General features: G+C 40.9%; 25 protein-coding genes. 11 read left to right on the top strand and 14 right to left on the bottom strand.

The annotated features are described in order from the left end of the window. Position 1 precedes the first annotated feature (1 nt). The 13 genes from ACIQZ2_RS00630 to ACIQZ2_RS00690 all read right to left on the bottom strand — a co-directional run bounded on the left by ACIQZ2_RS00630 (position 2) and on the right by ACIQZ2_RS00690 (position 10,786). Complete coding sequence (locus ACIQZ2_RS00630) at positions 2 to 1,171, bottom strand: FtsW/RodA/SpoVE family cell cycle protein (protein ID WP_395766894.1); 1,170 nt, start codon at positions 1,169 to 1,171, stop codon at positions 2 to 4. Then, positions 1,161 to 2,492: a UDP-N-acetylmuramoyl-L-alanine--D-glutamate ligase gene (murD, locus tag ACIQZ2_RS00635; protein ID WP_395766895.1), complete on the bottom strand. Its 1,332-nt coding sequence runs from the start codon at positions 2,490 to 2,492 to the stop codon at positions 1,161 to 1,163. Before murD ends, ACIQZ2_RS00630 begins: the two co-directional genes overlap by 11 nt. 157 nt (positions 2,493 to 2,649) lie before the next feature. Then, the gene (tsf, locus tag ACIQZ2_RS00640; protein WP_395766896.1) at positions 2,650 to 3,483 is read right to left on the bottom strand and encodes a translation elongation factor Ts; all 834 of its coding nucleotides are present in this window, start codon (positions 3,481 to 3,483) and stop codon (positions 2,650 to 2,652) included. 14 nt (positions 3,484 to 3,497) lie between these two features. Further along, complete coding sequence (gene rpsB / locus ACIQZ2_RS00645; RefSeq protein WP_395766897.1) at positions 3,498 to 4,310, bottom strand: 30S ribosomal protein S2; 813 nt, start codon at positions 4,308 to 4,310, stop codon at positions 3,498 to 3,500. Positions 4,311 to 4,388: 78 nt separating this feature from the next. Next, the gene (rpsI, locus tag ACIQZ2_RS00650; protein WP_315577074.1) at positions 4,389 to 4,778 is read right to left on the bottom strand and encodes a 30S ribosomal protein S9; all 390 of its coding nucleotides are present in this window, start codon (positions 4,776 to 4,778) and stop codon (positions 4,389 to 4,391) included. Positions 4,779 to 4,789: 11 nt separating this feature from the next. Then, entirely contained in the window at positions 4,790 to 5,233 is a 444-nt protein-coding gene (gene rplM / locus ACIQZ2_RS00655) for a 50S ribosomal protein L13 (RefSeq protein ID WP_395766898.1), read from the bottom strand. 218 nt (positions 5,234 to 5,451) lie between these two features. After that, on the bottom strand, positions 5,452 to 6,795 hold the full coding sequence (gene accC, locus ACIQZ2_RS00660) for an acetyl-CoA carboxylase biotin carboxylase subunit (protein ID WP_395766965.1): 1,344 nt from the start codon (positions 6,793 to 6,795) through the stop codon (positions 5,452 to 5,454). Between the two features lie 59 nt (positions 6,796 to 6,854). Next, positions 6,855 to 7,319, bottom strand: coding sequence for an acetyl-CoA carboxylase biotin carboxyl carrier protein (gene accB, locus ACIQZ2_RS00665; protein ID WP_395766899.1), 465 nt, complete (start codon positions 7,317 to 7,319; stop codon positions 6,855 to 6,857). A gap of 56 nt (positions 7,320 to 7,375) precedes the next feature. Beyond that, positions 7,376 to 7,939: an elongation factor P gene (gene efp, locus ACIQZ2_RS00670; RefSeq protein ID WP_395766900.1), complete on the bottom strand. Its 564-nt coding sequence runs from the start codon at positions 7,937 to 7,939 to the stop codon at positions 7,376 to 7,378. A 13-nt stretch (positions 7,940 to 7,952) separates the two neighbouring features. Next, entirely contained in the window at positions 7,953 to 8,954 is a 1,002-nt protein-coding gene (locus ACIQZ2_RS00675; protein ID WP_395766901.1) for a beta-ketoacyl-ACP synthase III, read from the bottom strand. 7 nt (positions 8,955 to 8,961) lie between these two features. Then, a complete protein-coding gene (gene plsX, locus ACIQZ2_RS00680) occupies positions 8,962 to 9,906 on the bottom strand; it encodes a phosphate acyltransferase PlsX (RefSeq protein WP_395766902.1) in 945 nt (314 codons plus the stop codon). 127 nt (positions 9,907 to 10,033) lie between these two features. Beyond that, a complete protein-coding gene (rpmF, locus tag ACIQZ2_RS00685) occupies positions 10,034 to 10,225 on the bottom strand; it encodes a 50S ribosomal protein L32 (RefSeq protein ID WP_377976883.1) in 192 nt (63 codons plus the stop codon). A gap of 18 nt (positions 10,226 to 10,243) precedes the next feature. Further along, complete coding sequence (locus tag ACIQZ2_RS00690) at positions 10,244 to 10,786, bottom strand: YceD family protein (protein WP_395766903.1); 543 nt, start codon at positions 10,784 to 10,786, stop codon at positions 10,244 to 10,246. Between the two features lie 101 nt (positions 10,787 to 10,887). Between ACIQZ2_RS00690 and ACIQZ2_RS00695 the strand changes: the two genes are divergently transcribed. Both ACIQZ2_RS00695 and ACIQZ2_RS00700 read left to right on the top strand, forming a co-directional pair. Further along, positions 10,888 to 11,502, top strand: a complete 615-nt coding sequence (locus ACIQZ2_RS00695; RefSeq protein ID WP_395766904.1) for a phosphatase PAP2 family protein — start codon at positions 10,888 to 10,890, stop codon at positions 11,500 to 11,502. Further along, positions 11,483 to 13,126: an ArnT family glycosyltransferase gene (locus ACIQZ2_RS00700; RefSeq protein WP_395766905.1), complete on the top strand. Its 1,644-nt coding sequence runs from the start codon at positions 11,483 to 11,485 to the stop codon at positions 13,124 to 13,126. Before ACIQZ2_RS00695 ends, ACIQZ2_RS00700 begins: the two co-directional genes overlap by 20 nt. Here the strand turns inward: ACIQZ2_RS00700 and ACIQZ2_RS00705 are convergent. Further along, positions 13,123 to 13,536 (bottom strand): nucleoside-diphosphate kinase, encoded by a 414-nt coding sequence (locus ACIQZ2_RS00705; RefSeq protein WP_395766906.1) that lies wholly within the window; start codon positions 13,534 to 13,536, stop codon positions 13,123 to 13,125. The genes ACIQZ2_RS00700 and ACIQZ2_RS00705 overlap by 4 nt on opposite strands. Positions 13,537 to 13,604: 68 nt before the next feature. Here ACIQZ2_RS00705 and ACIQZ2_RS00710 point away from each other — a divergent pair, with 68 nt between their 5' ends. The 9 genes from ACIQZ2_RS00710 to murQ all read left to right on the top strand — a co-directional run bounded on the left by ACIQZ2_RS00710 (position 13,605) and on the right by murQ (position 23,537). After that, positions 13,605 to 14,633 carry a bifunctional oligoribonuclease/PAP phosphatase NrnA gene (locus tag ACIQZ2_RS00710; RefSeq protein WP_395766907.1) on the top strand — a complete coding sequence of 343 codons (1,029 nt, stop codon included), beginning with the start codon at positions 13,605 to 13,607 and terminating at the stop codon, positions 14,631 to 14,633. A gap of 16 nt (positions 14,634 to 14,649) precedes the next feature. Then, on the top strand, positions 14,650 to 15,519 hold the full coding sequence (locus ACIQZ2_RS00715; RefSeq protein WP_395766908.1) for an FKBP-type peptidyl-prolyl cis-trans isomerase: 870 nt from the start codon (positions 14,650 to 14,652) through the stop codon (positions 15,517 to 15,519). 73 nt (positions 15,520 to 15,592) lie between these two features. Further along, positions 15,593 to 16,450 carry an FKBP-type peptidyl-prolyl cis-trans isomerase gene (locus ACIQZ2_RS00720; protein WP_395766909.1) on the top strand — a complete coding sequence of 286 codons (858 nt, stop codon included), beginning with the start codon at positions 15,593 to 15,595 and terminating at the stop codon, positions 16,448 to 16,450. Between the two features lie 4 nt (positions 16,451 to 16,454). Continuing rightward, positions 16,455 to 17,345: an FKBP-type peptidyl-prolyl cis-trans isomerase gene (locus ACIQZ2_RS00725; protein WP_395766910.1), complete on the top strand. Its 891-nt coding sequence runs from the start codon at positions 16,455 to 16,457 to the stop codon at positions 17,343 to 17,345. A 7-nt stretch (positions 17,346 to 17,352) separates the two neighbouring features. Beyond that, complete coding sequence (rdgB, locus tag ACIQZ2_RS00730; RefSeq protein WP_395766911.1) at positions 17,353 to 17,952, top strand: RdgB/HAM1 family non-canonical purine NTP pyrophosphatase; 600 nt, start codon at positions 17,353 to 17,355, stop codon at positions 17,950 to 17,952. An 82-nt stretch (positions 17,953 to 18,034) separates the two neighbouring features. Continuing rightward, the gene (locus ACIQZ2_RS00735) at positions 18,035 to 20,515 is read left to right on the top strand and encodes a DUF5686 family protein (RefSeq protein WP_395766912.1); all 2,481 of its coding nucleotides are present in this window, start codon (positions 18,035 to 18,037) and stop codon (positions 20,513 to 20,515) included. A 126-nt stretch (positions 20,516 to 20,641) separates the two neighbouring features. Next, positions 20,642 to 21,280 carry a glycerol-3-phosphate 1-O-acyltransferase PlsY gene (plsY, locus tag ACIQZ2_RS00740; protein ID WP_395766913.1) on the top strand — a complete coding sequence of 213 codons (639 nt, stop codon included), beginning with the start codon at positions 20,642 to 20,644 and terminating at the stop codon, positions 21,278 to 21,280. A gap of 60 nt (positions 21,281 to 21,340) precedes the next feature. After that, the gene (locus ACIQZ2_RS00745) at positions 21,341 to 22,711 is read left to right on the top strand and encodes a dipeptidase (RefSeq protein ID WP_395766914.1); all 1,371 of its coding nucleotides are present in this window, start codon (positions 21,341 to 21,343) and stop codon (positions 22,709 to 22,711) included. Position 22,712: 1 nt separating this feature from the next. Next, on the top strand, positions 22,713 to 23,537 hold the full coding sequence (gene murQ / locus ACIQZ2_RS00750; protein WP_395766915.1) for an N-acetylmuramic acid 6-phosphate etherase: 825 nt from the start codon (positions 22,713 to 22,715) through the stop codon (positions 23,535 to 23,537). Positions 23,538 to 23,593: the final 56 nt, after the last annotated feature.

The following is a 23,593-nucleotide window of genomic DNA, read 5'->3' on the forward strand; positions in this document are numbered from 1 at the left end:
ATTATATTTTAGTTTCCATTTCCTTGTCGCGGCTGATGGATAAGATAAGTCCAATACTGATGGCGGTAAACAAGAGTGAAGTACCTCCGGCTGATACCATGGGGAGAGGTTGACCTGTTACTGGTCCTGCACCTACTGCCACGAGCATATTAATAAATGCTTGAATGACGATTGAAAATGTTAATCCCGCAGAAAGTAGGCCACCCAGTGGTTTTCCACTATATCGAATGGCCGAGGAACCTCGCCACATAAACCAAAGGAAAAAGAGCGGAATTAGGATACCCATAAATATACCATATTCTTCCAAGATGATGGCATAAATAAAATCCGATTCTGCTTGAGATAAAAGCCATCGATATTGACTATTTCCAGGTCCTCTTGGGATCAAAGCGCCCGTTGAAATAGCATATTTACTCAGGTTAATTTGATAATTGTCATCACTTTTATTCAGTTCCTTCAGCTTCTCTTTGTCTTGTTCAAAAGCATGTTCTTTATAGGTTTCGATCCGTTTTTTTACGGTTTTAGCTCGTTCGCCAATTTCAAAATACACGACTAAGAAAGCCATAAGTGCTACGATGCCTACGATACCACTGATGTATTTAAAAGGGACTCGACCAAAAAACATCAAGACGATACTCGTTAAAAATATCAAGACGCTTGTTGAGAAATTGGATAACATGATAAGAAAACACGTGACTCCGATTAAAATTAAGATTACAATCGCCGTAATGATATTGTATTGGCTTTGATCCGCCTGACGTGAGGAGAAAATTTTTGCTAAACTAGCAGTCAAACATAATTTAGCCATGTCGGAGGGCATGAAAGAAACAAAACCTAGATTAATCCATCGGCTCGCTCCACCTTTACTTTCACCGAAAAAAAAGGCAAACAGGATGAGTCCCCAGGATAAGAAAAGTAAGATGTTACTTAAGCGCGTAACCTTGATATAGTTTTGCCTAGAAACCCATGACATGAGGTAGAATGAACCTATCAAAATGAATATGGTCTTCAGGATTGAGGTGATCGGTTCAAATGGACCGCTGATGGTCATTTTACTTTTAGCCGAAAATTGAATAAGTAAACCAAAAACATTTAGCAGAATAACGATGAACCAGATTTGGTAATCACCCACTAAATGTTCTTTAATGTATTTTGTAATTTTAGCTTCCATGAGTTAGTTTTTTAACGGCTGCCTTAAATCGGTCACCGCGGTCTTCATAATTCTTAAATAGGTCAAAACTTGCACATGCTGGAGAAAGCATGATAATATCACCTTCATTTGCCCACCCCATCGCTTCTTTAATAGCCTCCTCAAGTTGGTCAGTTTGTATGAATTTCTCTACCCTACCTCCGAAATGTTCTTCTAGTTTGGTATTGTCGGTACCGAGACAAACCATACCTTTTACCCGATTTTTAACTAATTCATCTAGTACGCTGTAGTCATTTCCTTTGTCCACACCTCCGATAATGAGGATGATGGGTTTAGTAAAACTATTTAGTGCGTAATAAACGGCATCTACATTGGTTGCTTTTGAGTCATTGATGAATTGAACTCCCTGCCATTCTCCACAAGGTTCTAGGCGATGCGGGGCATTTTGAAAGGTAGGTAAATTTTGTTGAATGGATTTCCAGCTTACCCCGGCTTCTGTTGCCGCGAGTATTGCAGCTGCCATATTCATGGCATTATGCGGGCCTTGAATCGGTGCGCTTGCACGAATGATACTGCCAGCCTCGAACACAATTTCGTCATCTGTGATGGTTGCACTGCCTGAAATAGGCGCAAAGTGGATTTCTTTTAGCTGCGTACCGGAAGGAATTAAGGATTTATATTGGTTGATTACTGCATCATCCCCCCACAAGATGCAGGTGCTAGCTGCAGATGCATTTTGAAAGATGCGGAATTTGGAATGTATGTAGTTTTCGAATGTATATTCATATCGATCGAGATGATCGGGTGTTATGTTGACCAAAACTGCGATATCAGGCGTAAAATCAAAACAGCGATCGAGTTGGAAGCTTGAGATTTCTAACACATACCAATCAAAGGATTGCGTTAAAACTTGTTTGGCAAAACTTTGACCAATGTTACCAGCTAGGCCAACATTGAATCCTGCTTCTTTGAGCAGGTGGTAGGTGAGGAGGGTGGTGGTTGTTTTCCCGTTACTACCAGTAATCGCTATAATTTTTGCATTGGTATAGCGCGCTGCATATTCAATTTCCGAAACGAGTGAAATAGCTTGTTTCTTGATTGCTTGTACAATGGGAGATTTTTCAGGAATACCTGGACTAATTATGATTTCATCTGCTTGTAAAATTCGTTCAAGGGTATGTTGGCCCGACTCAAAAGGTATCTGATGTTGGCTTAACTCAGATTGATAGACGTCTTTTAATTGACCTTGGTCAGAGAGAAAGACTTGATGTCCTTGGGCTTGCGCTAATAAGGCAGCGCCTACTCCACTTTCACCTCCACCTAATATCACAATCTGGGCCATTGAAGCGTATTTTATTCGAAAATGTTAAATTTGAAATTTACCCCAATTTAGAAAATAGTCCCGATTAATTCAAGCGGGCAATGGGTGTGAAACAAGAAAATAAGCGACAAAAAAAGGCCAGCTGTTGGGCTGGCCTTTTCAATTACCTACGTAAAGATTAGACTAAAGCAATACGCTTGAATGAAGCGATTGTTAATCCTTTCTGTGCTGACTCGACATATTGACGAATCGTGATTGAAGAATCCTTAACGAACTGTTGGTTCAATAAAGTTTGCTCTTTGTAGAACTTCTCTAATTTACCTACAGCGATTTTTTCTAACATAGCTTCTGGCTTGCCTTCTTGACGAGCTTGGTCTTTTCCAATCTCGATTTCACGCTCGATTGTTTCAGCATCTACACCGTCTTTGTCCAAAGCGACAGGTTTCATGGCTGTGATTTGCATCGCGATATCCTTACCTACTTCAGCTACATCAAATCCTTGTACATTTTCGAATGCCACTAAAACACCAATTTTGTTGTTTGAGTGAATGTACGAAACGACTTTCTCTGCTGAGATATTTTCGTAAGCTGCTAATGTGATTTTCTCACCAATTTTACCAGTAAGATCGATGATGTGTCCTTCTATTGAACGACCATCAGCTAATGGCTCAGCTAATAAATCATGTGCAGATGGTGCGTGAGATTTCACGGCAGCATCCAGGATGTTTTTCGCTAAATCGTTGAAAGCATCAACTTTAGAAACGGGCTCAGTTTCACAAGCAAGGGCAATTAATTTACCGTTTGAGTGATCTGCGTTCATAGCGATTAACACGACACCTTCGTTGGTCTCGTTATCAGCGCGTTTTGCTGCTACTTTTTGACCTGCTTTGCGAAGGATATCGACTGCAGCTTCGAAGTCACCATTGGCTTCAGTCAAAGCTTTTTTGCAATCCATCATCCCAGCGCCTGTCATTTGGCGTAATTTATTAACGTCTGCGGCTGTAATTGACATAATATGAATATTGTTTATTCTTGTTCTGCTTCTTTTTCGTACTTAGCGGCTACTTTAGCTGCTTCTTGAGCATCTGCTGCGTCTACCGCACGTTTTGCTTCTTCTTCCTCAGCGATACGCGCATCGTCCTTATCTTGCTTACGCTCTGATAAACCTTCTTCGATGGCTTTGCTGATTGCTTTTACAATGATGGAGATTGATTTGTATGCATCATCATTTGCTGGAATTGGGTAGTCTACTAATTCCGGATTCGAGTTTGTATCACACATCGCGAAAACGGGGATACCCAATTTCTTAGCTTCTGATACGGCAATGTGCTCACGCTTCACGTCAATTACGAACAAAGCCGCTGGTAGACGTGTCAAGTCGGTGATACCACCCAACACACGCTTTAATTTCTCCTCCTCACGTGTCATCATTAAACGCTCACGTTTTGCAAGCGTTTTAACAATTACTTCGTCTTTCAACATCTTGTCGATGCTAGACATTTTCTTGATCGACTTACGTACGGTCGCGAAGTTTGTCAACATACCACCTAACCAACGGTCAGTTACGTATGGCATCTTTAATTTATCTGCTTCAGCAGTTACTACTTCTTGCGCTTGTTTCTTTGTCGCAACGAACATGATCTTACGACCAGAACGAACGATAGCACGCATGGCTGCAGATGCTTCTTCAAGGCTAGAAATTGTTTTGTTAAGATCAATGATGTGGATACCATTTTTCTCCATAAAGATGTATGGAGCCATTTTTGGATCCCACTTACGCGTCAAGTGACCGAAGTGAACGCCTGCGTCAAGCAAGTCGTTGTAGCTTAATTGTGCCATTTTGGTTGTTTAAGAATGTGAAAAATAAAAATGTGGAAAAGGCATCGGCAACAGACAAGCCTTTTCCACGAACCCTTTTTAACGCTTCGAGAACTGGAATCTCTTACGAGCTTTCGCACGTCCTGGTTTCTTACGCTCAACCATACGAGGGTCACGCGTTAAGAATCCTTCTTTTTTCAAAGGAGAACGTAATTCTGCATCTTGCGTTTGAAGTGCACGTGAAATTGCTAAACGAAGCGCTTCAGCTTGTCCTTTGATACCACCGCCATCTACGTTAGCTGTTACATCAAATGAACCTACTGTGTTCGTTAAAGCGAATGGCTGATTCACTACAATCTGAAGAATTTCAGATGGGAAGTAATCAGTCAATGTACGGCCATTAATTTTAATTTGGCCTTTACCTGGAGTCATAGAAATACGCGCAATAGCTGTCTTTCTTCTTCCAATTTTACTTGTTATTTCTGCCATTGTAATGTCCGTTAAAACTTGATTTCTTTAGGTTGTTGTGCTGCATGTGGATGCTCTGATCCTGCATATACAAATAAGTTGTTGAATAAAGCACGTCCTAAACGATTTTTAGGCAACATACCTTTTACGGCTGCTTCGACAACACCTCTTGGGTTTTTAACTAAAACCTCACGTGGTGTAGCAAAACGCTGACCACCTGGATACCCCGTGTGACGGATGTAAACCTTGTCAGTCATTTTCTTACCTGTCAAACGAATTTTCTCCGCATTGATGACGATTACTTGATCTCCACAATCTACGTGCGGTGTGTATGAAGCCTTGTGCTTACCACGAATGATTTTCGCGATTTCAGAGCAAAGACGACCTAAAATTTGGTTTTCTGCATCTACTACCACCCAGTCCTTTTGAACTGTAGCTTTGTTGGCAGAGATCGTTTTGTAACTTAAAGTATCCACTAGTATTAATGTTTAACTGTTGAATCAATTCCACCAAGACCACGGAATTTGTCTCAAGGATTTGATTATGACCTATTTTATCTTTCAAACGGGCATTCAATCGAAAAATGGGAGTGCAAATTTAGAAAATCAAGAACTAATATGCAAATGCTAGTTGAAATTATTTGGCAATAAAAAAGGAGGCCTAAGCCTCCTTCCTTCAAAAGCACTTTTTGGTCTTAAATTCCACTCATATCGAAGCTCTCCATGAACGCTGTGGTGAACTTACCTGATTGAAAACCAGGGTCATCCATCAATTTAATGTGGAATGGAATGGTTGTTTTGATGCCTTCGATCACAAATTCTTGTAAGGCACGCTTCATACGGCGCAATACTTCTTCCCGACTTTGACCACTCACGATTACTTTAGCAATCATCGAGTCATAATTGGGGGGAATGGTATAGCCTGAATAGACGTGTGAGTCAATCCGAACACCGTGTCCGCCCGGTAAATGTAAATTCGTGATTTTACCTGGTGATGGGCGGAACCCATTCGCTGGATCTTCCGCATTAATGCGGCATTCCAAGGCATATAATTTAGGGAAGTAATTTTGGCCCGAAATCGGGATGCCAGCAGCTACCTTAATTTGCTCCTTAATTAAATCGAAATCAGTCACTTCTTCTGTAATCGGGTGTTCCACCTGAATACGCGTATTCATTTCCATGAAATAGAAATCACCGTTTTTGTCTACCAAAAATTCAATGGTTCCTGCTCCTTCATAGCCGATAGCACTTGCTCCGGCAATGGCTGCATTTCCCATTTTAGTACGTAATTCATCCGTAAGGGCAGGGGATGGCGTCTCTTCACAAAGCTTTTGGTGACGTCGTTGGATCGAACAATCACGCTCAGAAAGGTGACATACTTTCCCGAATTTATCTCCCACTACCTGAATCTCAATGTGACGGGGCTCTTCCACGAATTTCTCCATGTACATGCCATCATTGCCAAATGCTGCAGCGGCTTCCATTTTGGCATCATCCCATAATTTGCGGAATTCTGATTCTTCACGAATGATGCGCATACCACGTCCACCACCTCCGGCAGTTGCCTTGATGATCACAGGGTATACGATTGTTTTGGCTAATTCGATGGCTTCTTCCACGGTGTCCAACAATCCATCTGATCCAGGAATAACAGGAACTCCTGCTTTTTTCATGGTGTCTTTGGCGGTTGCTTTATCACCCATTTGGTTGATCATCTCAGCAGAGGCACCGATGAATTTGATGCTATGTTCTGAACAGATGCGTGAGAATTCTGCATTTTCAGATAGGAAACCGTAGCCTGGGTGGATGGCATCTGCGCCGGTAACCTCAGCAGCTGAAATTAAAGCAGGAATGCTCAAATATGAATCACGGCTTGGCGGAGGTCCGATACATACGGCCTCATCCGCAAAACGAACGTGTAAACTCTCCCGGTCGGCTGTTGAATAAACAGCAACCGTTTTTATTCCCATTTCCTTGCAAGTACGGATAATGCGCAAGGCGATTTCTCCACGATTTGCAATTAGTATTTTTTTAAACATAGTAATTGATTTGTCTAATCGCATACTTAAACCTAAGGTGGTATGCGCTAGGCTCATAATTAAGCTTTTTCTACTAAGAATAATGGTTGGTCAAACTCCACAGGGCTTGCATTATCCACCAATATTTTAACAATTTTACCTGAAATCTCAGCATCAATATCGTTAAACAATTTCATTGCCTCAATCATGCAAAGTGTTTTCCCTGGTTCAATTTCGGATCCTACCTCGACAAAGTTTTCCTTATCCGGACCCGCCGCTCGGTAGAATGTACCGATCATCGGTGATTTAACTGTGTATAGATTGTCAGCTACTGGCGCTGCCGCTGGTGCTACTGCTGGAGCCGCTGCAGGTGCAGCCACTGGAGCTGCTGCTACGGGAGCCGGTGCTGCAGCTACCGTTACCGTAGGTGCAACAGCACTATTTTTTTTCACTGAAACTTTTAATCCTTCTGTTTCAATGCTCACTTCCGCAAGTGGTGATTTTGCGATGTAATCGAGTAATCGCTGTATTTCTTTCGTATCCATTTCGCTTATGTAATAAAGGTTGACCGTTTACTAAGTAATGACAAATGTAGTGGAAATTACTTAACGCGTTCAGCGTAAGCGTAAGTTCTTGTATCTACTTTGATTAATTCATCTTGTTCAATGAAAATAGGTACCGTGATGGTTGCTCCTGTTTCCACCGTTGCTGGTTTTTTAGGTGAGTTTGCCGTATCCCCACGAACACCTGGTTCTGTGTAGGTAACTTTTAATTCCACGAATGGCGGCAATTCACATGATAATGCTGAATCGTCTTCGGTATTTATCAAGATTTCTACTTCTTGGCCCTCTTTCATCAAATCCGCCATTACACATAGGTTTTCACCTAATAAGATCTGCTCGAATGATTCGTTATCCATGAAGTTGAAGCCAAATTCATCCTTGTAAATAAATTGAAATTTTCTACGTTCTACACGTACCGGGTAGATAGCCACACCTGAGTTGAAGGTATTATCTATTACCTTTCCTGATGTTAATGAACGTAATTTTGTCCGTACAAACGCCGGACCTTTTCCGGGTTTTACGTGAAGAAATTCAATGATCGAATATAAATCGTCATTGTATTTAATCACCATCCCATTTTTAATATCTGCTGTAGTTGCCATTGTGTTTTGTTAATTATTTGGGATCGTATGCCCACGTTAGGTAAGCGGATCCCCAAGTAAAGCCACCACCAAAGGCGGCTAATATTAATTTATCTCCTTTTTTCAATTGGTTTTCATAATCCCATAAACATAAGGGAATGGTCGCTGCCGTTGTATTCCCATACTTTTGAATATTCAACATGACTTTGTCTTCGCTCACACCCATCCGGTTCGCCGTTGCATCGATGATTCGTTTATTTGCCTGGTGTGGCACCAGGAAACGGATGTCATCTCCCACTAAGTGATTGCGCTCCATGATCTCCGCCGAAACATTTGCCATACGCGTTACAGCAAATTTATAGACAGCTTGCCCTTCTTGACGAATGTAATGTAATTTTTGCTCTACCGTTTCGTGCGTAGGTGGGTATGCACTACCACCACCTTTTTGCATTAAACTTTCACATCCTTCCCCATCTGATTTCAGGATGAAATCCTGAACTCCGTATCCTTCTGTATTGGGCTCCAACATCACGGCTGCTGCTCCATCACCAAAAAGAATACACGTTGTACGATCGGTATAATCAACAATCGCAGACATTTTATCTGCGCCTACAACTATGACTTTTTTGTAACGGCCAGCCTCGATAAAGGCTGAGCCCACTGCCAAGGCGTTCAAGAAGCCAGAACATGCTGCTGCTAAATCGAACGAGGCAGTTTCTCGGATACCTACTGCCTTGCAAATCAAGTTGGATGCCGAAGGGAATAAGTAATCTGGGGTTACGGTAGCACAAATCAATAAATCAATTTGCTCAGGTGTCGTATTTGTTTTACGCAGTAAGTCCTCTACGGCTCTCGCCCCCATGACGGAAGTCCCTTGGCCTTCTCCTTTTAATATGCGTCGCTCTTTGATTCCTGTACGGGTGGTGATCCACTCGTCATTTGTATCAACTAGTTTTTCTAGCTCTTCATTTGTGAGCACATAATCCGGGACATATCCTGCCACACCGGTTATGGCTGCGCTTATTTTATTTGACATCGTATCGTTAGTTGTTTTCGATGGCTGCCTTAATTTTTTGGCAAACATTCGATTTTACTATGTTTTGGCATAAATAAATCATGTTCATAATGGCGGTAGGGCTAGACGCGCCATGGGCAATGATGACATTTCCGTTTATGCCAATAATCGGGCTTCCGCCATAATTCTCGTAGTTGGTCCGGTCCACAAACTCATTAACCATCCCTTGTTCCTTCATGATGTTGTAAATGGATTCACCCATCTTCAGGACAATATTTCCTGTAAAACCATCCGTGACAATCACGTCTGCCTTTCCGCGGAAAACATCTTTTCCTTCTAGGTTCCCAACAAAATTCAGTTTATCGTTTGCTTTTAGCAACGCATGTGTTGCTTGTGTCAGGATCGATCCTTTTTGTTCTTCTTCTCCAATGTTCAGTAAACCTACGCGTGGCCGTTCAATTCCACGCGTTGCCGAAGCATACACAGAACCCAATACCGCCCATTGATCGAGCATCTCCGGCTTGCAGTCGGCATTCGCTCCTATATCCAGCATCACGGCATGTGTGCCATCGGTCTGTGGGATAAAGCCTGCAATGGCAGGACGCTGAATACCTTCGATTGTTTTGACTGAGAATAACGAGCCGACCATCATGGCTCCCGTATTTCCGGCAGATGCGAAAATGTCGGCTTTACCTTCCTTTAAAAGCGCAAACCCAATTCCGATGCTGGAATTGGGTTTTTGCGATAATGCTCGGGTGGGATGTTCTCCCATTTCAATTACTTCTTCCGCATGAATCACGCGAATTTGACTACCCGTATATCCTCGTTCAGTCAGTAAAGTATTAATTGTATCTGCTGGACCTACTGCCAGTATAATTTCTTCCGGTGCTAAGTTTGAAATCGCTAAAAGAATCCCATCAACTACTGCTTCTGGGGCATAATCCCCGCCCATCACGTCGATTGCTATGTTCATTCACTAGGTGTTTAAATACTAGAACTGAGGACAAAAATAGTATTAATTTTAGTCAAAAAATAGTATTTTAACGGGATATTTTAAGCAAAACTCAAAAAAAACTAAATAGTAGGCCTGCTAAGTAAAATTAACGCGTAGAATAGCCTTCTACAATCATTTTACCTTTGTAATATAAGTTTCCCTCATGCACGTGTGCACGGTGAAATAAATGTGTTTCGCCTGTTTGACTATCTACTGCCAATTGCTTTGGTGTTCCGAAATCATGTGCTCTACGAGTATCACGACGTGTTGTAGAATGTCTTCGTTTAGGATGTGCCATGGTATTTGTTAATTAATTTTATTTTAAATCTTTTAATTTTTGAAGTGCTGCCCAGCGTGGATCTATCACCTCTTCAGTTGTTGATGCAGGTTTTTCATCTGCCCGCTCCGTGGTGTAGATAAAAACATCTACTGCATTCGGATCTTCTTCGGCCGCGAAACGTGGATGCAACTTTTTCATCGGTACTTCTAAGGCGATGAAATCGAAAATATCCTGCGACAAATTAAGTTTAGGCTCTTTTCTGTCTAATAAAAACAAATTATCGCCTAAGTCCTCTGAATGATCTGAGTACTTAAAAATAAGCTTCTCGTTTACATCTAAAGGATGGTCAAATGCTTCTAAGGAACGATCGCATATTAATTCAATCGAACCAGAGATTTTCATCTGAACTTGTATCATCAAAGCCGACTTCGTTAAGTCTACTTCTACTTCAAAATGGCCTTTTTCAACCCAATCCTGCTCAAAAGCAGCGAAAAATGCATCATCACCTTCAAAGGTATATTGATACGATTTGTCTTCTAAGGCTATAATAGGTATCTGAAATGCTTCTAATACTTTCATGTTGACCTTGCTTGAAAAAAGGAATGCAAAATTAGGTAATTTTTTGGAAACAACAAGTTATGCGTTTACCTTTTTCATAAAATCTTCCGACCTTTGAGCATATGAAACGTATGAGTAGGGCTTTGGTAGCCTATTGGATTGTTTTTCTATTGTTTGAATTGGTTTTAATCATGTATATAGCTGTATTCGGTCGGTTTGATCAAATGCGGATTGTGAATAATTGGCATGCCTACCAATTAGACAACTTGTTTCAGTTGCTTACTTTTGCAGGTGAGTTACTTATCCCCATACTCCTTCTGGTTTTATTTTTTGTGAAAAAACGTACTTGGGTGAAGCCGTTTCTGATTTCCTATGCAAGCTCTACTTTAGTTGTTCAGGGCTTAAAGCATCTAGTTTTTCCATTGGAACTACGCCCTTATGCATTTTTTAAATCCATGGGCTTCAACTGGTATTTAGTACCCGGAGTTGAGATGAATGAATACTTCAGCTTTCCTTCGGGGCATACGGCAGCTGCCTGGTTCTGCTTTGTGTGGATTGCCTTGTATGTGAATAAGCGCTGGTCTGGGGTTTTGATGGCAATTTTAGCTTGTGGTGTCGGTATTTCTCGGGTATATTTATTTCAGCATTTTCCCGTTGATGTAGCTGCTGGGGCATTTATTGGTATTGCTTGTTCGTCAATCATTTATTACGTCTATCATGAAGATATTACAGCATAGGCCCTATCTTTTTTGGGTGTTGGTAGGTTGTATGGTTTATATTCCATTTTTGGGGTCTTCTCAATTATTTGATTGGGATGAAATTAATTTCGCTGAGTCAGCTCGTGAGATGCTTGTCACCGGTGATTATTTATCTGTACAAATAAATTTTCAGCCATTTTGGGAGAAACCTCCCGTTTTTATGTGGTTGCAGGTTCTGAGTTTTACGCTTTTCGGTACCTTCACAGATCAAGCTTGGACTTCTATGGAGTTTGCTGCTCGTTTTCCGAATGCTCTTGTTGGCATTGCCACGCTCCTTATATTGTTTCGTCTAGGTAAGAAACATGTTTCAGCGAATTTCGGTCATTTGTGGGCGTTTTCATATTTGGCTGCGATGACTCCACATGTTTATGCGAGTTCCGGGATTATTGATCCCTTGTTCAACTTATTTATCTTCTTTGGAATTTATGGCTATTCCCAATTTTATGAACAGCCTCGTTCTTTACGATGGATTTTGTGGTCGGGCATAAGTATTGGATTGGGGATGTTGACAAAAGGACCGGTGGCACTTTTGCTTTGGGGAGCTTCTCTTTTGGTTTTAGGGCTTTGGCAAATGGTTTGGAAAAAGAAGCCCCTTGGACGTTTGTTGGCAGGCGCTACGATTTCCGGTTTGATTTCTGTTTTCATTTTTGCCGCTTGGTACGGCTTGATAATTTTGAAATTCGGTTGGGGGATATGGGATGATTTTGTTGCTTATCAAATTCGTTTGATGACGACCGGGGATGCGGGGCATGGCCAACCGGTATATTACCATGTTATTGTTTTGTTACTGGGTTGTTTACCTATTTCGATATGGGCAGGGGCGCGTTTGCTTCGAAGGAAATCGGCAGATAATCCGATAGATTTAACGCGCTGGATGCAGGTATTATTTTGGGTTGTTTTGGTGATTTTCAGTTTAGTCAAAACGAAAATCATACATTACTCATCCATGTGTTGGATACCTATGAGCTATTTTTCAGCTCAGGTTTTATTTGAATTTCAGTCAGGCACTTGGTCTTGGAAGCGTTCCTATTCCGTGGTTTTAGGGATTTTCGGTGTGCTTTTTGGAATCATACTTACTTTGGTGCCGCTTATCGGGATGTATGCTGATGAGGCATCTGTATATATTCAAGATGTTTTTGTGCGAGGAAATTTGCAAGCGCCGGTATATTGGTCGGGATGGGAATGGGGGATAGGCGTATCTTTTATTGTTTTAGTCCTCTGGACAGTGCTTCGCAGCGAAGTAAATTACCGGGGAATTATTCGCTTGATGCTGGGCAGTGTTTTGGTGATGATGTGTTTTATGGGGCTAGTTTTGCCGAAAATAGCAGGTTACACGCAGGCTACGCCGATTGATTTTTATGTTTCACATGTAGGTCAAAAGGTGTACATTGAAACAGTGGGTTTCAAATCATTTGCTCATTTATTGTATTTTCAAAAGACAGGGCCAAGCCCAGATGCGGAGGCCTTATTGAAACAATCCTCGACAGACCGCCCCACGTATTTTGTGATGAAGTCAGATGCCGAGGATCGTTTTAAATATCATCCTCATTTGCGAAAAATCAAAGAGGAGAATGGTTTTCTATTTTATAAGCATGTAAACTAGTTTCCGTTTGGAAAGAAGAATGCACCTTCAATGGCTGCATTTTCATCTGAGTCGGAGCCGTGTATGGCATTCGATGCCAAAGAGCGAGCGAAGCGTTTACGAATGGTTCCTTCCGCTGCTTTAGCTGGATCGGTTGCGCCGATCAATTTACGAAAATCCTCTACCGCATTTTCTTTTTCCAAGATCATCGGAATGATTGAATTCGATGACATGTATTCACATAATTCGCCATAAAATGGACGTTCTTTGTGAACTTCATAGAATTTGCCAGCTTCCTCTGGTGTCAAATGTAATTTTTTGATTGCAACAATGCGGAATCCCGCCTCTTCAATTTGTTGGATGATTGGCCCTGTAAACCCGTCAGTGACTGCATCGGGCTTAATCATGGTAAATGTTCTATTTGTTGGCATTACGTTTTTTTTACAAATTTATCTCTAACTTTGCGAACGCCCAAATTTGGTGGGCTATATGTAAATTTATGTCTTCGATTTCCGCGCTTCACGCGCTCTTAATTCCTGGCCAATCTGTCGTTATTACGACCCACTTTAATCCTGATTCAGATGCTATAGGTTCGAGTTTAGCTTGGCAGCAGTATTTACTTAAGAAGGGTTTGCTGGTGGATGTTGTGGTACCTTCCGCGGTATCGCGAAATTTGACATGGATGAAAGGGGCAGATTCAGTATTGGATTTTGAAAATATTTTACAAAAGGTTACGATTGAGGAGAAACTTCAGTCGGCCGATTGGATTTTTTGCTTAGATTTTTCCGGCCTGCAGCGTTTACATGGTTTGGCCAATTTGGTGAAATCAGCTAGAGGTAAAAAAGTGGTCATTGATCATCATTTGGATCCGGAGGATTTTGCGGATTTTTATTATCACCGCACAATTGCCGCGTCAACGTGTGAGTTAATTTTTGATTTGATTACGGAATGGGGAGATGAAGCCTTGATAGATTCAGACATGGGATCTTGCTTATATTCAGGGATTATGACGGATACGGGTTCATTTCGACACCCGAATACGACAGCACATGTGCATGAGGTAGTTGCGGAATTGATCAAAAAAGGAGTCAATACCAACGCGGTTCATCGCAAGGTATTCGATTCGGCAAGTTTACATCGTTTGCGGTTTTTGGGTCATGTGTTAGCGAACCGGTTGGAATATTTAGCCGACTATCATTTGGCATTACTCTGGATTACGGACGAGGACCAAAAACAATTTAATTCGCAAGCAGGGGATACGGAGGGAATGGTGAATTATGGTTTACAATTAGCGGGAGCGGTATGGTCAATTTGTATGATTCAACGCCCAGATGGAGTGAAATTGTCATTTCGTTCGATAGAACCTTTCGCGGTTAATCAATTTGCAGCGACGTATTTTGAGGGTGGAGGGCATAAAAATGCTTCGGGAGGAAGATTTTCTGCAGGTGGAATCGAAGAAGCGAAGGAAAAATTAAAGGAAGTGTTACCTTTGTATCTTTCTGAAATAAAACGAGTTAAAAATTTATAAAAATAAACTTAATATCATGCGTAAATCGATTGGATTACTGGCTGTAGCTGCTGCGATAGTAGTGGGATGTAGCAAAGACAAAGTAGAAGTTATTGATGGAGTGAAAATTCAATTTCACACACATGATAGCAAGTCACAAAAGTTAAAAGATGGGGATATCATTACTTTTGATTTGGTGATTAAAAATGGGGCAGATTCTGTTTTACAGGATTCTCGCAAAGAACCACAGCCAGGAAAAGGCATGGTTCAACCTCCAAATAATGCACCTGGGGCATTCAAAGGTACTTTTGAAAATGGATTACGCTTGTTGTCAGTGGGTGATTCCGCAACTATTTTGGTGCCAATTGATAGTTTGATTAAATCGGTTCAGGCGCCATTGCCTCCATTCTTGAAGCCCGGAACAGATTTAAAGTATACGGTTAAAATCTTGAAGGTTCAATCAAAAGCTGAATTTGAAAAAGAAATGGAAGCGCAGGCTGCTGCTGCTAAGAAAGACGCTGCTAAGCGATTGGCTCAAGAACCTGCTTTGATTGCTGCTTTTATCGCTAAATCAGGCAAAAAATATGAAAAAACAGCTTCTGGACTTAACTATTTTATCGAAAAACCGGGATCGGGTCCTTCGCCTAAAAATGGAGAAACGTGGGTAGTGAATTACCGCGGGACTTTCTTGGATGGCAAGGAATTTGATAAAGGAGATAAGGCTGAAATGCCCTTGGGACAAATGATCCCAGGGTTTAATGAAGCATTAACTTTAATGAAAGCAGGTTGTAAGGCTCGTTTTGTTATTCCTTCTGGAATCGCTTATGGAGAGCAAGTACAACCAGGTGGACCTATTCCTCCCAATGCCGTGCTTGTATTCGAATTAGAGGTTATTTCTAAGAAATAATTTTTTAATTTTATTGGTTTTTATACGAAATGCTAACCTCAATCGTTAGCATTTCGTTAGTTAATTGGGTTTCATGTTAAATCAAAACGGTTTGAAAAAAGTAATTTTCGCATTCGGAATAATCCTAGGGTTGACATCTTGTTTATCTGATGTTGAATTAGCAGATGAGGCTAAGGCGAAGGAGAGTAATGCTCAAATTTTATCGTATTACGCAAAGTTGAATCAAAATCCGATTGCGATGGATAATGGGGCCTATTACTTTGTAACCAAACCTAATTCTTTGGGTGAAACGGCTTCTAGGGGAGATACGATTAAATTGCGTTATGTATTGTCTAATTTACTTACGGGTGAAATATTGGATAGTTCAAAAACCCCTATGGTATATCAATACGGATTTTATAACCCCGTTTTCGCGAAATTAATGGCTTATTTGAAGGAGAACGAGGAAGCGGTTATGGCAATACCAGGAACATCACAAAGTTTTCCAGGACTACCTGCATATTCTCCTTTGAAAGTTCTTATTAAAGATTATGTAGTGCGAAGTCAGAATGATCAAATTGAGGATTTCATCGCAAAAAAACAATTGACTGTTACCGAGAAATTAGCGAATGGGCTTCGATTCATTCGATTGAATCCGGGTACAGGGGAAATTCCTGCTTCAGGGAAAGTCGTTAAGTTGAAATATACCGGGCGCTTTTTGAATGGATTTGCATTCGATGGAAATATGGCTCGTCCAGATAGTTTTTCAGTAACCATTGGTGGTAAATCAACGGTAGTTGGTTTTCAAGCCGGTGTAGAAAAAATGCGTTTGGGTGAACGGGCGATTCTCGTATTCCCTTCTAGTATTGGTTACGGAGAAAAGGGCTCGGGTTCTTCGATACCTGGTTTTTCTCCATTATCATTTGAAATTTATGTTGCTAAAATTCAATAAAGACATGAAATATAGTTTTGGGATATTGTTTCTTTTTGCAGCCTTTTTAAGTAGCTGTAATTTAGAATCCGGTGATGATCCAATAGCCAAGAATGAGCTTGATATTCAAAACTTTATTAAGCAGCGAAATCTGACGATGCAGAAATCTGCCGAAGGATTATACTATCAATTGAATACATCCGGTAGTACAGGAAAGTTGAAAAATTTAGGGGACTTGGTCACCTTTCATTATAAATTGACTTTGTTGGACGGTACGCTTGTGGACTCTACTTCTCGGTCTAGAAATATTAATCGGTCTACCGTTTGGGGTTTATCAGAGACGGTGTTTACGCTGCCACTTTCCTTGTTAAAGGAAGGAGAAAGTGGTTTATTTTTATTGCCTTCTGCCTTGGCTTTTGGAGGTAGTTCAATTAACAATATCCCGCCTTATTCCGTTATTATAATGGAGTTAGCATTAGATGCGGTTCGTAACGAATCTGAACAGATTGATTTGATTCAAAAGACGTATGGAATTGTTAATCCTGAGAAAACCAGTACGGGTCTTTTGTTTAAAAAAATAGTTGATAATCCAAGTGGTGCTTTAGTATCAGCAGATACGCCTGTGCTGGTAAATTACACCGGTCGTTTGGCATTTAGTTATCTAAAAAAAGATGCAACCGGTGCCTTCGTGTATAATCCGATTTTCGATTCAGGTACGCTTGGTACGCCGACAATACCATTTATATTAAGTCAAAGAAGTTTGATTCCTGGATTTACGGAGGCCTTGAAGAAAATGCGCGTAGGTGAAAAAGCGGCGGTAATTATTCCGTATAGTTTGGGGTATGGAACAGCAGGCCTAAACGCTATTCCAGGTTATTCACCTTTATATTTTGAAATTACGGTTATTGCACCATAATGAATTTATGAAGCCTGTTATTTATTTAGCCACTCAAAATCTGCATAAAATTGAAGAAATAAAAGATCTCCTCGGGGATCTTTTTGACATTCATACGGTTTTTGAATTAAACCTTCTGGTAGAAATTCCAGAAACAGGAAACACACTGGAGGAGAATTCAAGACAAAAGGCTGAATTTATTGCCAATCATTTTCATGTTTCCTGCTTGTCAGATGATTCTGGTTTGGAAGTAAATGCCTTGGGTGGAAAGCCAGGTGTTTTTTCTGCTCGTTATGCAGGAGAGTCTAAAGATGATTCTGCCAATATGCAAAAACTATTAGGGGAGTTATACGGCATTGCCGATCGATCTGCACGTTTTGTGACGGTGCTGACCTATCATCATCAGGGCGATTTTTACACCTTTGAAGGGGAGATTCTTGGCCAAATTGTGGATACACCTCGTGGGGAACATGGATTTGGATATGATCCTATTTTTCAGCCACATGGCTATGAAAAAACCTTTGCCGAAATGACACTTGCCGAAAAAAATCAGCTAGCGCATCGTGCCCGCGCTATGCAAAAGTTTAAACAATTCATACAAACAGCTGGGGTTTTACATGGTAATTAGTGGAACTCCTACGGCATTTAGTATCTCAGACAGAAAGATCCCCTTTTTTACCTGGAGGTGTTTTTGGCTTCTTTTTTCTTTTTTGTTCATTTTACACAATGCCTCTTCGCAAGTTCTTATCACGGGGCATGTTACTGATGCAACGAATGGCGCCCCCATTCCTTTTGCTTCCGTTGGCGTTTTAAAGGGGACTGTTGGGACGACGACCAACTTTCAAGGCGAATTTACCTTATCAGTTAAATCACACAGCGATTCGCTTTTTGCGTCAGTCATGGGATACAAAAAACGCATTAAGTGGGTAAATAATGCGTTAAAAGTGGTTGAAATTGATTTTCAGATGGAGCCCACAAGTAAAGATTTGTCTGAGGTCAAGGTTTATTCAGGCGAAAATCCTGCCTTTACTATTCTTCGTGATGTAGTAAAGAATCGATCTATGAATGATCGTAGTAAACTTGAAGCATACGAATTTTCATCCTACTCTAAGATGGAACTTGATGTAAATCGCATTGCCGACGATTTTAAGGATCGACGCGTAATGCGGGATATTTCGAGTGCCATTAAGAAGCTCGAAAGTGCAGCCGGTGAGGATGGACAGTTGATTATCCCCACCTATATTTCGGAGTCAATAAGTAAGTTTTATTATTTAGAATCACCCAAAAGGAAGCGTGAACATATATTAAAAACCAACATAAAAGGGATTGGTGTAAAAGAGGGGAGTGTAATTTCACAGTTGGTCGGAGGGAATTTCGTTGCGAATTATAATTTTTATCAGACCTATGTTTCCTTCTTTGGCAAGGATTTTGCGAGTCCCATCGGAGATAATTGGGAGGGGAATTACAAGTATTATTTGGGGGACACCGTTCAGGTAGATGACCATGTTTGTTATCAGATTGATTTTGATCCTAAGAATCAAGCTGACCTCTTATTTACAGGTCAAATGTGGATTGATACCACCTCGTTTGCTATGGTGCAAATTGAGGCTTCGGTAGGTAAATTAGCCAATTTGAATTTTATCGATCAAGTTAAAATTTCACAAGAGTTGGAGCGGGTGGGTTCTGGTGCTTGGTTACCCGCAAGAACGCGTTTCATTCTTGATGTTTCAAGAATATCGCAGAATTCTGCGGGGATGCTGTTGAAGATGTATATTTCAAACAAGGATTTTGTGGTGAACAATCCTCACCCCGTATCCTTTTATGATAAGGCATCCGAGATCGCTGAAAATGCGAATGTACCTGATCCAAATTTCTGGCGGCAAGAACGGCATGACCCACTGACTAGGCAAGAAGTTTTAGCTTATTCGTTGATTGATTCCGTAAAAAATGTTCCTGTAGTTCGAACTTATTTTGAGATTGCCGAGCTTCTGTTTAGTGGTTATAAACGTTACCCCAAAATAGAATTTGGGCCTTATATTTCGAGTGTAGCCATTAATCGGATTGAGGGAGCGCGTTTTCGATTAGGTTTTCGCACGAATGCTAATTTTGATAAGCATTGGATTTTACGAGGTAATGTGGGCTTTGGAACAAAAGACTTAACGCTCAAATACGCGGGTGAACTAAACTATTTGTTTTCTGAAATGAAATGGACGATGGCGGGTATCCGACATAGTTATGACATTGAGCGCGTTGGATTAACGCCTGAGTTAATTGGTGAAAATAAATTGTTTTATGCTTTTACGCGGTGGGGTAATTTTTCAGGCGCTTTCTTTCGGCGGGAAAGTGAAGGCTTTTTTACCTCAGAGCCTATAAAGGGGTTAAGTTTTAGGACTTCTTTGGTTTCACGTTCTTTTGATCCTTTGTTTCGTTTTCAGTATCGTTTAAATCCCGAGTTAGGCAGCTCCTCTCTTGCGCAAGATCATTATCAAGAGTCATTTTTTACGCTTGAGGCACGTTTTGCATGGAATGAAACATTCCTTATGAATGGGAATGAAAAAGTGACATTGTCAACCAGGCGCATTCCCGTAATAACCTTGAAATACCAACGAGGAATTAAGGGATTATTAGGTGGTGATTTTGATTATGAACGATTTACCTTGAAGGCTTTTCAAACTTTTCGAGTAGGTAAAATAGGGCGTTCTGATTATACCTTGCATGCGGGTTATACCCCATCGAATTTACCGGCACCACTTTTATTTCCCCATTTGGGCAATGAGACATCACTCTTTGTGCGAAGCGCTTTTTCAACGATGAATTTTTTTGAATTTGTCAGTGACCGATATGCTTCATTACAGTTTAATCACAATTTCGAAGGATTATTTTTCAACAGATTGCCCATGATAAAGCAATTCAAATGGCGCTTTATTGTGAGTTCTAATGTTTTAATGGGGAGCCAGCGGAATGCGAATAGAAATATCATGAAGGAGGTAGATAATCCGTTGCAGTCCAATTATGCCGATCAGTATGCTTTTGATTCGCTTGATCCCAATAAGCCTTTCGTGGAGGTTGGCTATGGCATCGATAATATTTTTAATTTATTTAGAGTTCAAGCTTTCCACCGTTTGACCTATTTAGATCATGGTAATCCGGAGCGCTTTCGGTTATTGGCTTCCTTTAATTTCCATTTCTAGTTGGCATTTTGGTATATTATGAAGACTAAAATTTAAACATTTCAAGAACTTTTTTAAACTTCTTGATTTTAGACATGAAGGCACTTATATTTGGCTGTTGACGTTTAAGCAGTTGGCGAAGTATAAATGGTTTTAATAATTGTAGGACTTTCTGTTTTGAGTTATTTGTTGGGTTCTATCCCAACAGCACTCTGGTACGGTACAACCTATCACGGTGTTGATATTCGGACAAAGGGAAGCGGTAATGCAGGAGCGACGAACACTTTTCGTGTTCTTGGTAAAAAAGCCGGAAGTATTGTTTTGTTTGTTGATGCATTAAAAGGTTTTTTTGCTACCAGTTTGTCGGCGGTCTTATTTTATTTTCACCTAATCGACTGGCAGACTTGTGTGACCTTGAAGATATTCTTTGGTTTTTTAGCGATCATAGGTCACTTACTGCCTATTTTTTGTGGATTCAAAGGGGGTAAAGGGGTGGCCACGACCTTGGGTATGGTTTTAGCTTTGCACCCCATGGCGGCATTAGTAAGTATAGCCGTATTTTTAGTCGTTTTTGCTATTTCCCACTATGTTTCCTTAGGATCCATGGTAGCGTCCATCGTTTTTCCATTGTTACTTCAATTCGGAGTATTTGGGGAAGAGATACCAACCCTCATTTATTTCGGCTATTTTATCGCTTTCCTTGTGTTGTTTACCCATCGTATGAACATTGTTCGGATCTTTCAAGGAACCGAAAATCGCATGTATCTGATTCCTTCAAAGAAGTAAAGCCTCAGTTTATTTTTTTATATTTGTTCGAGGAATTGTAATCCATTCCGCCTTCTGAATATGACACAAACACAACATTATATTGAAGCTAATCGCGATCGTTTTTTAGCTGAACTTCTTGACTTTTTACGCATTCCTTCTATTTCTGCGGATCCTGCTTATGCGGCTTCTGTTCGCCAAACAGCTGAATGGGTCGCTACTAATTTGCGTCAAGCTGGAGCTGATCATGTACGTTTAGAAGAGACCGCAGGTTTCCCTATTGTTTATGGTGAAAAAATGATTGATCCTGCAGCGCCGACGGTTTTGGTATATGGTCACTATGACGTACAGCCAGCCGATCCATTGGATTTGTGGGATAATCCACCATTTGAGCCTATCATAAAAGATGGTTTGATTTTTGCTCGTGGTGCTTGCGATGATAAAGGGCAGGTATTTATGCATGTCAAAGCTTTTGAGGCGATGTTGGCAAGTGGTGAATTAGCCTGCAATGTGAAATTTATGATTGAAGGTGAAGAGGAGGTTGGTTCTGATAATTTGGGTGTATTTGTGGAATCACACAAAGATTTACTCAAATCAGATGTCATCTTGATTTCTGATACGGCAATCATTGCCAATGATATTCCCTCGATTGATGTAGGTTTACGTGGCTTAAGTTACATGGAAGTTGCAGTTCAAGGGCCAAATCGTGATTTACACTCGGGTGTTTATGGGGGTGCCGTCGCAAATCCAATCAATATATTGTGTCAAATGATTGCTTCATTGCATGATGAATTCAATCACATTACCATACCGGGTTTTTATGATAGGGTTATGGATCTGAGTGCTTCTGATCGCGCTGCCATGGCACAAACTCCATTTGATTTAGAAGCTTACCAAAAGGATTTAGGAATTCAGTCCGTACATGGAGAGAAAGGATATTCAACCATAGAAAGAGCATCTATTCGCCCAACCTTGGATGTTAATGGTATTTGGGGAGGTTATACGGGTGAGGGCGCTAAAACGGTTTTGCCTTCCATGGCTTATGCAAAAATATCCATGCGTTTAGTGCCTAATCAAAGTTCAGCTGAAATTACACGTTTGTTCACAGAGCACTTTACATCGATTGCGCCGAAGGGCGTAAAGGTAAGTGTGAAGGCTCATCATGGAGGGGAAGCCTATTTAATGCCAACGGATAGCATAGCTTTCCAAGCGGCTTCGGATGCTTTGGCCACAACGTTTGGAAAAGAGCCAGTGCCTACCCGTGGTGGAGGAAGTATTCCAATTGTGGCATTGTTCGAAAAAGAATTAGGGGTTAAATCTATTTTGATGGGTTTTGGTTTGGATACGGATGCCATTCACTCTCCGAACGAACACTATGGATTATTTAACTTTTATAAAGGCATCGAAACCATTCCACATTTCTTTGCAAACTATAAAGCATTATCCGAATAAGATGGCAGAAGATTTAACATTGTTGGCTACTGAGTCAACGTCCAAATACGAAGATTTAGACAAGCAATCAGTTGATACTTTATTGCGTCAAATCAATGCGGAAGATAAAACAGTGCCTTTGGCTGTAGAGAAGGTTATACCTCACATTGAGGTTTTGGTGCATCAAATTGTCCCACGCATGGAGCAAGGGGGACGTTTGTTTTATATCGGAGCAGGAACTTCAGGACGTTTGGGTGTGGTAGATGCTTCGGAATGTCCGCCAACTTACGGGGTGCCTTTTGATATGGTGATTGGGATTATTGCAGGAGGGGATGGTGCGATTCGGAAGGCCGTTGAAAATGCAGAAGATGATCCGAATCAGGCATGGAAGGATATGGAAGCCTACGATATTGGGCCTTTGGATACGGTGATTGGTATTGCTGCATCTGGTAGAACGCCTTATGTGATTGGAGGGTTGAAGGAAGCAAATGCGCGCGAGATTCTGACAGGATGTATCGTGTGTAATGGAGGAAGTCCCATTGCAAAAGAAGCGAAATATCCAGTTGAGGTGCTAGTAGGTCCTGAATATGTGACAGGAAGTACGCGCATGAAGTCGGGAACGGCTCAAAAATTAGTACTGAATATGATTTCTACTGCAGTTATGATTCGCTTAGGGCGAGTTCGAGGGAACAAGATGGTAGACATGCAATTAAGTAACCATAAGTTGGTCTTACGAGCTATACGCATGGTTTGTGAAGCGACGGGCGTGAGTGAAGAAATTGCAGCTGAATTGCTCGAAAAACACGGAAGTGTAAGAAATGCGGTAGATTCTGCCAATAAGGGATAGCGTTTTTCCAAAAAAAGCTTTAATTTGCTCTTCAATACGACTATCCTCAAAAGATT

The sequence above is a fragment of the Aquirufa sp. genome, from assembly GCF_044342065.1.
Taxonomy (GTDB): domain Bacteria; phylum Bacteroidota; class Bacteroidia; order Cytophagales; family Spirosomataceae; genus Aquirufa.